Here is a 12,656-nt window from a genome sequence, read left to right on the forward strand (position 1 = left end):
CTCCTGTCCGAAGTCAGCACCTACCAAGAAGCGCAGCTTGCGATAAAGACATGGGAATTCACATGCCACCCGTTCCGCAGAATTCGGGAAGATGCCCCCTCGGATGGCCATGAATGCTGCCAATCTCACCCGGCTCCGGGCCCGTCGACTGGGAAACCCCGGCCCGCACTCCATGGTCCACGCCGAAGACACCGCTCCGGTGGCAAACGCAGGAAGGATCCTGCGCCTCGAGCCCGGGCCGGGCTCGCCCCTCCCCGAGCCGTTGCTTTGTTCATCGCTGGGAAAACCCGTTCGTGGCAGCTGAAATTCTCTGCCTTCCGCATCTCGCTTATAAATTACGCCGGCCTGGCCCGTTGTCGAGTGCCTCGGTTCCACGGCAAACGCCCGCGGAGAACGGGGCAGGCGTCCAGCCCGCAGGTCGGACAGGTGCTTTGCTGCGGGGCACCACAACCCGTCGAGCCGCCCCTGGTTCGGCTTGGGCAACCGACGGGGGCTCGAGTGACTGCGGCGTGAGGCAGCTTCTGGAACCGCACTCCGGCCCCGGGGGTGCAATCGCGAACGGACCTTTCGAGACTCTCGACAGACCGGCCGGCATTCAGAGCCGGCGCCCGGTTGTGGACTCGGTGGCGGGCGCGGTGCTCGAATGCCTTTGGGTGCTCCTCATATCTGCGAGTACCCGAGCGGGCGCAGGAAGAAATTGGTAATGTTGGTCACGATTTCCGCATCCGTGTACCCCGGAGTCGTGCTCAGTTTCTTCCATTCCGGATCCGCCACAAACGTCCGCCAGGCAGCGTCGCGCGCTGCCATGTCATCGAACACCAGCATGTAGGTCAGATTGGGCAGACGCGCGCCCACGAGCGTGGACCCGAAAAACACCGGCCGCAGCCCGGTCCGCTTGAACAGGGCGGTTTCCCCCACGTCGAACATCTCCACCTTTTTGCGGTGGGCCCGGTCGCTGTGGCTCTCGTAAATGCGCAACTCGAAAATGCGTCCCTTTCGTTCGAGCGTTTGGGGCGGCACTTCCAATCGCGGCATTCCTTCGAATGCGATCATCAAGGAGCTTTCGTACCTTACGTACGGGGGATTGTCCGGCGGAGCCTGGGTGAACGGATGCGCCAGAACCTGGGGATCCGTGGCCAGGACCCGTTGCGCCTCCCACCACTGGGCCAGCGAGCGGCAGGGAAGCAGCACGTAGCGGGTGGGGCTGTCCGGTCCGGTGGCCACATCGAACACCCCGACCCGCTGAATCCCCACGCGGTTCCACGCCGGTAGCGCCGCCTGTTCCAGAAACTCGTCCAGGCGGCGGACCATGGGCCCTCGCCGCAACTCGTAGCGGCGCAACTCGTAGAACTCGCGCTCCGGGGCCTGGGGAGCCTCGGCCGCCCTTGCGGAGAGTGGAGACAAGGAGAGACCCAAACTGGCGAACCCGAGAGATTGGAGGAATTCACGCCGTTGCATAAGCGCAGCTTGGGACAGAACCTGCCATTGCGCAATGTTTTTGCACGCCCCGGGCCTCCGAAGGGCGCATTTCCGTTTTTTGAGCCCCGGATTCAAAGATGCCCGGGAAACGTCCCTTTTCCGCAGCTTTCTCCCGGGCCATGGATGCCCGAGGCCGACGAGCTTTTCGGCAGTCCCCAAAAACCCGTAATGCGCCGGACCGTGGATCTGCTGAGCCGGGGCTCTCCCTCGTGCAGGGGACGATGAAGCAAAGCCGCTCCCCGCGAGTCCATCCCCACCCAACCCATCCAGGGCCGGAAGTTTCGCACCTTCGGCGCGCCCGGGTTTGCCCCTACGGCGCGTCGATGCACCGGCTCAGGGCAGCTCCCGGGGCAACCGGACTGCCTCGCTGTCGGGTGAATGGCTGCGCCACCCGCGCGACGTTCGAGTGCTCCATCGGGGTGTGAATTCACCAGCGCAGGGCAGCGCCCTGGGCGACCGGATTCCGCCATGCAGTCCGCTCTGCAGGGGCGGAATTCGGAAGGGGCGCGCCCGGCCCTTGCGATGGGCGTCCTCGGGTTGCGCCCTTTCGAGGGCCCGCAGGTTCTCCGTGGACGCGGTTCCCGGGAGGCGTTGCCCAGGGTCGGATGAACGGGATGCGCCTTCGGCGCGTGGACGGAGCGGCGCGATCCGTGGAGCGCGGAGAACGTATTTCGACTTTTGGACCGCGGATTCAAGAATCTCGGGCAAATGCAGTTCTGCCTCGGCCTTGCCATGCCGTGAGCAGGCCCGAAACGCCGGCGGGAATTTGGCGCGTGTCCAGAAAGAACATGCACCCCCGTCACAAACGAATTCAGCGCAGGATCGGCTTCGCTTTCCAGACCCGGCCGCAGCGCCACTGCGTCTGACTCGGATCCGACTCGCATCCGGAGCTGGGGAAGCTCACGAAGCTCGCTAATCATGGCTCCTCTTCCACCCTCGGCTGCCGAAACCGGTCTTGCGAGGGCGCGGCTGCTTGGTCGCTGGTGCCCGAGGCGGGCACCGCCTCCGGGGCCACCGGTGCCACGGTGCCATCGACCCGGCACGCTCGCGCGCGGCGAATGTTTTCATAACAAAAAGCTTGCGCGCACCGGCTTCGCGCTTGTGGGTTGTCGGCAACGCCCGGGCCCGGCTGGACACAACCGCCCGGGCGAGCATGGTCGGAAGTTCTGCAGCGGCCGGCTTCAACACAAAGGCCCGGAATTGGGTCGCAGACGCCCCCGGCACTTGCCAACAGGCCCTCGTCTGGTTGCCCGGCGGTCGTCGCGCCTCCGGCCGTGATGCTGATCGCGCTACCAGATGCGAGAGGGATCGCGGGGGTTCAGGCGGGCCTGACCCCGCGCCCCGTAAAGGACTCACCACGCTGACCGGCGGTTGACTCTCTGCCATGATCGAAAGCCGCTTGTGCCCCGCTGCCGAACCCCTAGAGTTTGGTCGTGAACATGCAGGCACCATCGAGGGAGAGTTCGGACCGGTCCAAGGAACCCGACCGCTCGGGTCGCACGGGACTGGCGGGGATGGGTTACGGGCTGGCCGTGGGCGTGGTGCTGGGGGCGGCCGGCTTCTGGCTCTACCAACAGGTCGGGACCGAACCGTCCCGGACAGTCCCGATTTCGCTCTCGGCACCGACCCGCGCCGCCCTGGAGCATTTGTCCCAACCCGTGGTGGCACACCTGTACATTGGGTTGCACGAGGCCGGCGTGCCCGAGGAAGACCGTGCCTTTGCCGGCCATGTGGAGGAGTTGCTCCGGGCGTTTGCAACCGTGGCCGGCCCGAACTTCCGGGTCCAACGGCACGAGGTGCGAACTGCTGAAGAACAGCAAGCCGCAGCCGAGGCCGGCATTGAACCGTTTCATCTGGAACGCGGCGCTGCGGCCTGGTTGGGATTGGTGCTGGAAAGCGGCAATCGCCGGCAGACACTGCCCAGACTCGATCCGGCGTGGAAAGAGGCACTGGAGTTCGATGTGGCGAGGGCGGCGCAAGAGGTGAGCCGGCCGCTCCTCGCTGCGCAACCTGCGCCCACGGAGGCAGAGCAGGCTGCCCTGAGCCGGGTCCGGGAAGCCCTGGGTCCCCCGGACGCCCTGAGTCCCGAGGAAGGCGCCCGTCGGTTGCGGGAAGCGGCTCTCGAAGAATTCAAGCAGCTGGCGCAGTCGTTTCAGGCTCGGCAGGACGAGCTGCGCCGCCGGTTCCAGCAGGCGGAGCAGCAGGGTGATGCCGGAGCGCAGCAAGCCCTGCTGCGAGAGCTGCGTCAACTCCAGGCCGAACAAACCGCCCAACTCCAGCGCCTGGCCGAGCGCCTTCAGTCCGACCTCCAAGCCTGGCAACGTCTGAAGTCCGCCCCGTCCCCCGAGGGTGCGCCGTCGGCCACCGGGCCCGAATCAACACCTGCTCCGGGCCGCCCGCATCGCTGAGGTCGGTCCACCCCGATCCGATTCCCCCGGGCAAGGGCCGGCTCCGGGGCGGCCCGGCGATTTGGTCACGGCAGCTCGCTCACACGGTAATAGCGGGCCGGGGCCGTCGGATCCGGCTCCACCCAGGTTCCCGGTGCATTGGTTACGGTCCACGCGGCCCGCAACTGAAACGGCTGGTCCAGCTCCGTCGTGCTCCACACGGCGTAGGTGCGCCCCACCACCACCGGCCACCGCAACTGCCAGGGTGGCCCCTGGACTTCCACCCAGAGCGGCGCCGCAGAGGCATCGTCCGGTACCAACCGAACCCAGTGCGTTTCCGTTCGGTAGCGGGACCCGTCCGGCCATGTCACCACGGCGTAAAACGGATGCAACCCCGGGCCCAATCGAGGTCCGGGCACCTCGAACTCGACCGGGGGTGCATTGGTCACCACGTCCCAGGAACCGCCCGTAGTGAAAAGCTCGACGCGGAGGGTCCCGGTCGGCTCCGCCGAAACCTGCCAACGCAGCGTCAGGCTCACACGGGTCAGCGATCCACCCAGCAAGGGTCGCAGGGCGGCCTGGCGGGTCGTGTTGGCCACGCGGATCCGGCGTGTGACATGCCCCTGCGTGGCGACATGCGTACCTTCGTACGCCACCGCGACGCATTCATGCCACCCGTCGGCCAAGGTTGTGGTGTCCAACTCATACTGCAGCGGGAGCTCGCGGGCGCCGCAGGCCAGGTATAAATGGTTCCGCGGTTGCAGGTCCTCGAGATTCTCCTCGAGCGTTTGCGGGCCCGTGGGTTCCACGGTCAGAGCCTCGGAAGCCGTCAGCTCCGCTTGCAAAAGGGCCGCGGCTGTCCATCCCGGGGTTCGTGCCCGAAGCACAAAGCTGACATTCGTTCCATCGCCGTCCGCGGAAAGGTCTCCGGCGGACAGTCCGTCCGGTCCCAGCAATTGCGGGTGGGCATTGACAGCCGCCACAAGCTGGTGCGCCAGACCTGCAGTGTTGGTGCCCGCTTCGTTGGTCACGGCAATCGAGATCGGCACGCCATTGCTTTTGGTGACGATCAGCTGCAGCCAGTCGGCAGGACCCGGCGCGCGGCGGAGGGTAAACCCGCGGAACCCCAACGCAGTGGAGTCCACAAAGGCGGGTTGGGCGAGCCTGGCGTACAGGTTGAGGACGGCGTTGGTTCCTGACAGCGTTTCGACGTGCGCCGGGGTGGCGGCCCCGGGGCGGCCCGGAACCGTGGATCGCAGCAACAAGCGGTCGCCAATCGCCTCGGCCACCACCCCGGTGGCGTTGGTCTGTTCGGGTCGGTTGAGCACATCGGCCAGGCGCTGCGCCACCTCGCCAAGACCGAGTTCTTCGGTCACTTCAAACGCCACCTCGTGTCCGGCCAATTGCAACCGAATCCGGTTTCCGACTGCCGGCCGGCTTTCCCAGGGCGTCCCATGAAAACGGCCGTCCACAAAAAGATCCACCCGGCCAATGGGCCGCGCCGGATCCGCCGCCTGAAAGTGCCATTCCAAGAGGACCGGGCCCGACACGGTGGCTTCCGGGGCCGGCGCAATCCAGTCGCCCCGCGGACGCCGCGCAAACGGCGCCGCCAAGGGTTCTCCGACGACCACCCCCTGATACGGCGCCGCGATGCTTTGGTAGTAGCATTCCGCGATGTTGAAGCCCCGCGCCTGATAGAAATAGTTCCTCGGCCCCGGAAACTTTTCGGTCCAGTTGCAAGGTTCCACCACCGTCCCGTAACTGGCCGTGGCTCCCGCAGCCAGAAAGTCCGGCACGCGCGTCATGCCCGCCGCATCCTCGAACAACCAACCGCCAAAGGAGGTGAGGTTGTCCGCCATCGCCCCGGGCACGAACAGATTCGCTGGCAGGGAAAAGCCGTAAAACCCGCTTTGGCAGCCCAGTTGCAATCCCAAACCGGCGGGCGAATTGGCGTTGGTCGGAACCATGCTCACCCGACCCAGCACGCGTTGCTCGAAAATGGCGTCGTCAAACCACCAATGTCGGACATTCCGCGCCGAATCCGTGCTTTTGAGCAGGTACACCGATTGCGTTGGCCACGATTCATCCGCCGCCACACCGCGGTCCACGACGGCTTTCGCCTGGGCAAGATTGGAGGCTGTGATCATGGTGACCAGCCAGTTGGACCACGCAGACCCGCTCGCCACCGCACGGAACGGCATTTCGCTCCCGGCATACGCGTGCAGGACGGCCGGAGGCAAACTGCAGGATCGGGGGAGATTCCCCGGCGCATTCGTGTCCGGCTGCCACCCGTAAAACAGCACCGAGGTGGTGCTGTTGCGCACCAGCCCGTTGGTGCCGTTGCTCTCAACCACGCGATAGGGAATGTCCATCGAAAGGACCAGATACTCGATCTGGTTGGTGAGCTGCCGCGCTTGAACCCACGTCGCCAACGGTCGCAAAAGGACCGACTCGAACTCTGACCGTGTCCACTCCACCGCGCTGCCGGTCCAATGGATTCGGAACAACTGCTCCGGCGGCACCATGCGCCGCTCGCAGTAGTAGTTTCCCAGCTCCACCGACTGTGCGCTGGCCTCGTTGACCACCACCACCACGTTCAGGCCGCTGCCACCGGCCCGCGCCAAATCAGGGCCGGCCAGCCACAACGCCGCGGTCCACAAAGCACAAAGCCTTCCACGCATCCGCGGGAATCTCCCTGTCCGGATTCCGAGCGGCAAGTGTAAAGCCGCCTCCGGGCCAGCCTCCACGAACGGGTTCCGATGCGCCCCTCGCGCGTCTCACCGCAAAGCGCCCTTCGAACGAGCGCCTCCTGGCATCGCAGGTCGGGGAGCTCGCTCGTTCCGCAGGACCGCCACTGCCTGCGACAGCAGCCTCGCGGCTTCCCACCCCTGTGAATCTCCGTGGCTCGAAGCCGGGCGGAACAACGCATCGCGAACCTTCCAGGAACGCCGGGTGCACAGGGCGGACCACGTCCTGCGAGCACTGTCCGGAGCGGGACTCGGACGAGGTGGGGCCCGCCGTGTCGTTCGGCGGACGCTTTGGCTGCCGGGTCAGTCGTTGAACCCAGCGGGCCATTTGAAGGGCGGTTTGGGCGGCTTCCAGACCTTGGTTGTAACGCCGGTCCGGGCACCGGCGCTGCGCCTGCGCCTCGTTCTCCGGCAACAACACCTCGTGAATCACCGCCAGCCCGTGCCGCAACCCCACCTGCATCAACCCGTCCATGACCGCCCGGCCGATCAGCTCCGCATGCATGGTCTCGCCCCGCAAAATCACCCCCAAACACACAATGGCTGCCGGCCGCCGACCCAAAACCCGCTCCGCGCCACCAGCTCCGCCCCCAACACAATCTCATGGGCCCGCCCACCCGTACCACCGCCACTTCCGCCCCCCCCCGCCTCCAACAACGCCCGCAGCGCCCGTACCAATCCCCTCGACATACCGCCGTGCCTCCCCGTAGAACCGTTGCCATACAGCCCCGGGGCTGCGGGCGGGGTGCATGGAGACCCCAAGGTATTCTGATCCCGAGGAGGCCGGACCCCATGCAGCGCCCACTGCGTGTCTGCCCCGTGTCCCCACTTCATGCGACTTGGCCGCCTGCCGCGGCCTCTGGTCTTCTGATGGCTGGAGACGGTGAAACAGAACTGCAGACTAACCATGAAAACCTCGCATGCAATGTGGCTGGCGGCTGCCATGGGACTTGCACTGACAGGCCCCGCCCGCGCCGACGTCGTCATCAGTACGTTTGACAACTTCACCTCCGACGCGCTGTACGCTTCGTGGACCACGGCCACGATTGTCTCGGGCCCCACGGCCTACACCATTACGGCTTCCGGCTACGGAAGTAACTGGAAGTACCTGGGAACCATTGACGGTACCGGCTACGACACGGTCCAACTGACCGTAACCCTGAGCGGCGGCGGTGATGGTTTCCTGGGTCCGATTGTCACGCTGAAGGACGCCGACGGGACCGCCTATCATTACGCTTGGTACGGTCAAACCCTGGGATCGCACGTGCTCACCAAACCCGTCCAGCAGCCCACATGGACCGAGGCGGGATCCATTCCCGGGCTCGATCTGGCCACCCTTACCCATTTGCACCTCCAGTTGGACCCGGGTGGCTATGCCGGAACCTACACCGTGGCCTTCGAGGATCTGCGTCTGATCCCGGAACCTTCGGCGCTCGCCCTGCTCCTGTGGGGAGGATTGAGCCTGGGCTGGCTCCGCCGGCAGCGGTGAACTTCATGGGGTCGTTTCTCCCCGGTCGTTTTCTGCCTCTTCGTTTTCTGTCTCTATGAAACCGTGCGGTCCTTGGTGGAACCTGGTCGCCTGCGTCGGTTTGCTGGTTGCAGCCCCGCTGGGTCGGGCGGACACGGTCATCGCCAACTTCGACTCGCTTTTCACCATGGACGGCCTGTTTGCGTGGGCGGACGCCACCGTCGTCGCCACCGACACAGGCTATTCCATTACGGACGTCTGCTACGGCAGCGGGTACAAAGACATCAACGTGGACGCATCCGGAGAGACCACGGTGATGGTCACGGTAACCCTCGATGGCCCTCCCGAGGCGGAGGGCCACCTGGGCCCGATTGTTTCGCTCGTGGACGCCGATGGCACCTTCTACAACTACGCCTGGTTCGGGCAGAGACGGGGTCGTCATGTACTCACCATGGACGTGCAGCAGCCGACCTTTGTGTCCGGTGCAGGCACCGTGCCGGGCCTGGATTTGGCGAAGCTCGACTTTTTCCACCTGCAGCTGGACCCGGGATTCTTTGGCTGCGGGGGCGCGTACACGGTCATCTGGCATGACTTTCGACTGGTGGGTGCGCCCGGTCCCCAGATCGTCGCCTGGCGTTACGACCCGGCCTCCTCCGAATTCACACTGACGTGGCAGGCCAAGGCCGGGAAACTCTACACTCTGCTCTACACACCCGACCTGGCCTCGCCCCTCACTCCCCTGGTGAGCGACATCTACGCCGAAGGCACCGAGGTGACCTACACCGTGATGCTCCCCTCGGGTGCCTCCGGTTATCTCCGCGTACTGCAGCAGCCCTGAGCCAACGGGCCTTTCGCGTCCCAGACCGCTCTGTGACCTCGTCCACACCGATGGAAACCGGCGGCCTCGCACGTCGCCGGTTTCCTTTTCCAGAGCCGCGACGGCGCCCCGGCAAAACCTGGTGCATGCGTATTTTTCGTTGCGGACTGGCCTCGATGCTGCTTCACGTCAGCCCCCTCTCCGCGGGCGAGAAACTCCTCCTGGCCCATTACATGCCCTGGTACACGGCTCCCCCGATCAGCAGTCAATGGGGCTGGCACTGGACCATGGGGCATTTCAATCCCGACCAACAGGACGCCGAGGGACGACGACAGATCGCCTCCTGGTATTATCCGCTGACCGGGCCCTATGACTCGGCCGATCCGGTCGTGCTCGAGTACCAGGTCCTGTTGATGAAACTGGCCGGCATCGACGGTGTCATCGCCGACTGGTATGGGAAAGACGATTTCCTGGACTACGGTCTCATTCATCAGCGCACCCTCCGACTCTTCGAATGGACCCGACGGGCGGGGCTCGTCTTTTGCCTCTGCTACGAGGACCGCACCATCGCGCGGATGATCGGAGCCGGGTTTCTTCCTTCGAGCCAGGCCGTCACCCACGCCCGGGAAACGCTGCGGGAGGCGGAACGCCTCTTCTTCAGCGATCCCGGTTATCTCCGCTGGAACGGGCGGCCCGTCCTGCTGAATTTTGGCCCGGTGTATTTCACCGCAGACCAGTGGCCGGCCATCTTTGCCGGGCTCCAGCCGACCAACCAGCCGGTCTTTTTCACACTGGACCGACGTGTCACGGGCGCCGTCGGTGCGTTCAGTTGGCCGCCCATGTGGGCCAGCAGCACCAATGACGGACGCCTCTCCATGGCGACCTTGCAGTCGTACTTGGACGGTTTCGAACAAAAGGCCCTGTCGTGGTCCCTCTACATCAGCAGTGCCTTCCCCCGGTTCCACGACATCTATGCCGAGGCCGGCGTGGGACCTTCCTACGGTCGCCTGGAGGACGCGGATGGGGAAGTCTTCCGTGCCACCCTCCACCGGGCCCTGACCAACCGCTCCACCTATGTCCAATTGGTCACCTGGAACGATTATGGCGAAGGCACCATCCTGGAGCCCACCAGGGAGTTCGGCTTCCGGGATTTGGAAATCATCCAGGACGCCCGGCGGAGTTATCTGGACCCGGCTTTTTCGAGAACCTCCGGCGACCTGACCCTGGCGTGGCGGCTTTATCAACTCCGACGCCGATTTGCCGGACAGCCGCTGGCCGAAGTCGAGTTGGATCATGTTTTTTCGCTGGTCAAGGATGGGGAACTGCCCAGTGCCGGACGTTTGTTGGAAGCCATGGAGGTTCAGCGGCCGGTCCTTCATGGCTGGACGTTGGCGGGGGAATCCCTGGAATTCCAAGTGGGGGGGTGGCGTGGCCCTGCGGGGCTGGAGATCCAGTGCAGCACCAATCCCTATACCGGGCCCTGGGAAACCGTGGCAGTGTTGCCCGCGGGGACAAACAGGGCCATCTTCCGAGCCGCGATCGATCGGGCCGGCCCGCCCCGGTTCTATCGCGCCCGTAACCGCTGAGCCGTTCCCGGTCGAAGCGATGTTGGGGCCGTGAACCAAACTTTTTCCTCGGACAATCGCGGGTTCAAATCACCGACTTCCGCAGGCGCTGGTGATCAACGTGGCCTTTGACAACTCCCCGCGAATTCGATCGGCGCGGCTCCCGGCGAAGCCGCAGCCGAGTGGTTTGGCGGCCGGGAGCCCCGGGCGAGGATCAGTGCAACTTGAGCAACTCAATAGGGTAGCCGCCCACGCAAGTCGGCGGAAAGTCCATCCACGGAGTAACCGCCGCATCTCCGCAGTAGTCATATCCGCTCTTGGGACGGATCCACCCGGGGGCCAACGCGTCTCCGCGCCAACTAACATCGGGCGCGGGAGTCCGTTTTCAGATCCCGGATCCGCCGCCTCACAGCGGCGGCTGCCAACTTTCCAGTTCCGTAACCGCCGGCGGAGGCCGGCGGAAAGTTTCCCGGTGGAGTAACCATTGCGTCCCCGCGGCAGCAGTCCAATGACCGCTGCGGCGCTGCGGCGGGCAAACGCCCCGCTGCAGAGGTGTGCTGACCAGGAGAGGCCCTGAGTTCACGCTGATGCTTCTCGAGAAGAAACCCTCAGAACCCCTTCCACCGGAAAAAACCGCACGTTGCACCCGTGCGCCCGGCCGTCGCCGCTTCACCGCGCCGCGGCTTCGAGCCGATCGAACATCAGGTCCAGAATCCGGGCCTGCAGGTAACTGTTGTCCGTGTTCCAGCGGGTCACATCCGGATGCTTGGACCATTTGACCGCCCCGTCGGTGAACAGCACATTGAAGCCGCCCTCCCGATAGTGCGCCCAGAAGCTGACGCCCTGAATCACATCCACCGCAAACAGCTTGTGAGGTTCCAGCTGGCTCTCGCGTCGGTACCGTCGATGCGTGTCGATGGGGCCGGGTCGGTTCCCCGCGTTGATCGTCCGCGGATTGTAGAGATAACTCGACCGCACGTCGCCGCCCGCATCCGTTGTCAGGAGCGGCGCGTAGTAACTCGTGCTGAAAGGTCCCTCTTTTACGGCCGGACAGAAGAAGATGGTGCCATCGCCGGTGTATTTCAGGGGATAGAGATACCCGCCGTTCTGCCAGGTCCAACCGGGCACCGGGATGTTTTGAGGTGCCTTCGAGCTGGGCGGGCCGTTGACCACATAACGACTGTAATGCGATGCACTCAGATCATCCTCGTTGGGCAGGCCCACCCGCCAGGGGGGCAGCCGACCCTGAAAGTCCTGGACGTACATCATGGTGCCCTGGCCCAACTGGCGGAGGTTGCTGACGCAGGCCATCCGCTGCGCGCGAGCCTTGGCTTTGGAGAGGGCGGGCAGCAACAGGCCCGCCAGAATGGCGATAATGGCAATGACCACCAGCAACTCGATGAGGGTGAATCCGTTTGCCAACCGGGCCGGGTCCCTGCCCTCGGGGGGTCGGGGACCCGCGGTTTGGCTTGTGCGAGGGATCAGGACGTCGAGCCTCATAAGTTTTGGCGGCTTCGCCGCTGACGGGTGCGTGCCTGCAACCGGCCAATCGCCTCCTGGATAACGGCCCGCTGTTCGGGGGTGAGCCCCGGATGTTTGAGAAGCTTCTGAAAATGCTCCAGGGCATCCTGCCCGTGCCCGAGCCGACTGACTGCCAGGGCTTCCTCCAGAAAAAGCTGGTGCGCGGAGGAGGCGCCGGCAAATGCCTGACGAAGTTTGGCCTCATCGACCAGCGTGTCTTGGGGCGGCGCAGCGCGGGAGGCTGGTCCCGGGTCGGCGGGAGTGACCATCTCCGCTGCGGGGCCGGGGGCAGAAGAGCCAGCCGCGTTCTCTTCCAGTGCCCCGGGACTCGGGCCGGACCGGCTGCACGCCACGAGCGTCACGCTGAGCCACAAGCTCAACCACCCTGCCGAGCGCAGAATATCCGACCGGCAACCATCCCGTGGTTGCAACCGCGTTCCTTGCGTGTCCATGGCATCCTCGTCCATCACCATGCCGCATGGCAATGTAATCTCGGACCGGGAACCGGGCCATGGCCAGTTCTGGCCGGGGACGCTGACCCGCCGTGCGCGAAGCCGCAGCCACGCCCGAGCGGGCCGGGAGGGCTTGGGCGACCTGTGAAACCGGGGATGCCTGCCAGTTGAGCCTGCGACCGGCGACGAGCCGGGACCGCCCCGAGAAACCGCAAGCGTC

At 65.2% G+C, this 12,656-nt stretch carries 10 protein-coding genes; 4 read left to right on the forward strand and 6 right to left on the reverse strand.

Annotated features, from left to right (window positions below; translation table 11 throughout):
* Positions 1–660 precede the first annotated feature (660 nt).
* The gene (locus ACPDIT_RS10370) at positions 661–1,458 is read right to left on the reverse strand and encodes an NIPSNAP family protein (RefSeq protein ID WP_423443217.1); all 798 of its coding nucleotides are present in this window, start codon (positions 1,456–1,458) and stop codon (positions 661–663) included.
* A 1,460-nt stretch (positions 1,459–2,918) separates the two neighbouring features.
* Here ACPDIT_RS10370 and ACPDIT_RS10375 point away from each other — a divergent pair.
* Positions 2,919–3,887, forward strand: coding sequence for a DUF7088 domain-containing protein (locus tag ACPDIT_RS10375; RefSeq protein WP_423443219.1), 969 nt, complete (start codon positions 2,919–2,921; stop codon positions 3,885–3,887).
* A gap of 65 nt (positions 3,888–3,952) precedes the next feature.
* On the opposite strand, the gene ACPDIT_RS10380 is transcribed toward ACPDIT_RS10375, so the two are convergent.
* Genes ACPDIT_RS10380 through ACPDIT_RS10390 form a run of 3 tightly spaced genes read right to left on the reverse strand, consistent with a single transcriptional unit; the run spans position 3,953 to position 7,303 of the window.
* Positions 3,953–6,547: a TIGR03790 family protein gene (locus ACPDIT_RS10380; protein WP_423443221.1), complete on the reverse strand. Its 2,595-nt coding sequence runs from the start codon at positions 6,545–6,547 to the stop codon at positions 3,953–3,955.
* Complete coding sequence (locus ACPDIT_RS10385; RefSeq protein ID WP_423443223.1) at positions 6,492–7,118, reverse strand: 6,7-dimethyl-8-ribityllumazine synthase; 627 nt, start codon at positions 7,116–7,118, stop codon at positions 6,492–6,494. Before ACPDIT_RS10385 ends, ACPDIT_RS10380 begins: the two co-directional genes overlap by 56 nt.
* A 17-nt stretch (positions 7,119–7,135) precedes the next feature.
* Positions 7,136–7,303 carry a hypothetical protein gene (locus tag ACPDIT_RS10390; protein ID WP_423443224.1) on the reverse strand — a complete coding sequence of 56 codons (168 nt, stop codon included), beginning with the start codon at positions 7,301–7,303 and terminating at the stop codon, positions 7,136–7,138.
* 217 nt (positions 7,304–7,520) lie between these two features.
* Here ACPDIT_RS10390 and ACPDIT_RS10395 point away from each other — a divergent pair, with 217 nt between their 5' ends.
* The 3 genes from ACPDIT_RS10395 to ACPDIT_RS10405 all read left to right on the forward strand — a co-directional run bounded on the left by ACPDIT_RS10395 (position 7,521) and on the right by ACPDIT_RS10405 (position 10,484).
* On the forward strand, positions 7,521–8,102 hold the full coding sequence (locus ACPDIT_RS10395; protein ID WP_423443226.1) for a PEP-CTERM sorting domain-containing protein: 582 nt from the start codon (positions 7,521–7,523) through the stop codon (positions 8,100–8,102).
* Between the two features lie 55 nt (positions 8,103–8,157).
* Positions 8,158–8,919, forward strand: a complete 762-nt coding sequence (locus ACPDIT_RS10400; RefSeq protein ID WP_423443228.1) for a hypothetical protein — start codon at positions 8,158–8,160, stop codon at positions 8,917–8,919.
* A gap of 125 nt (positions 8,920–9,044) precedes the next feature.
* Positions 9,045–10,484: a glycoside hydrolase family 71/99-like protein gene (locus ACPDIT_RS10405; RefSeq protein WP_423443229.1), complete on the forward strand. Its 1,440-nt coding sequence runs from the start codon at positions 9,045–9,047 to the stop codon at positions 10,482–10,484.
* 648 nt (positions 10,485–11,132) lie between these two features.
* Here ACPDIT_RS10405 and ACPDIT_RS10410 read toward each other — a convergent pair.
* Together ACPDIT_RS10410 and ACPDIT_RS10415 are read right to left on the reverse strand one after the other, a co-directional pair.
* Entirely contained in the window at positions 11,133–11,963 is an 831-nt protein-coding gene (locus ACPDIT_RS10410; RefSeq protein WP_423443231.1) for a type II secretion system protein, read from the reverse strand.
* Positions 11,960–12,436: a hypothetical protein gene (locus ACPDIT_RS10415; RefSeq protein WP_423443233.1), complete on the reverse strand. Its 477-nt coding sequence runs from the start codon at positions 12,434–12,436 to the stop codon at positions 11,960–11,962. The genes ACPDIT_RS10410 and ACPDIT_RS10415 overlap by 4 nt, the downstream gene beginning before the upstream one ends.
* Between the last annotated feature and the right edge of the window lie 220 nt (positions 12,437–12,656).

Origin of the sequence: Limisphaera sp. VF-2, assembly GCF_049537125.1 — a bacterium.
In the GTDB taxonomy this organism is placed as follows: Bacteria; Verrucomicrobiota; Verrucomicrobiia; order Limisphaerales; family Limisphaeraceae; genus Limisphaera.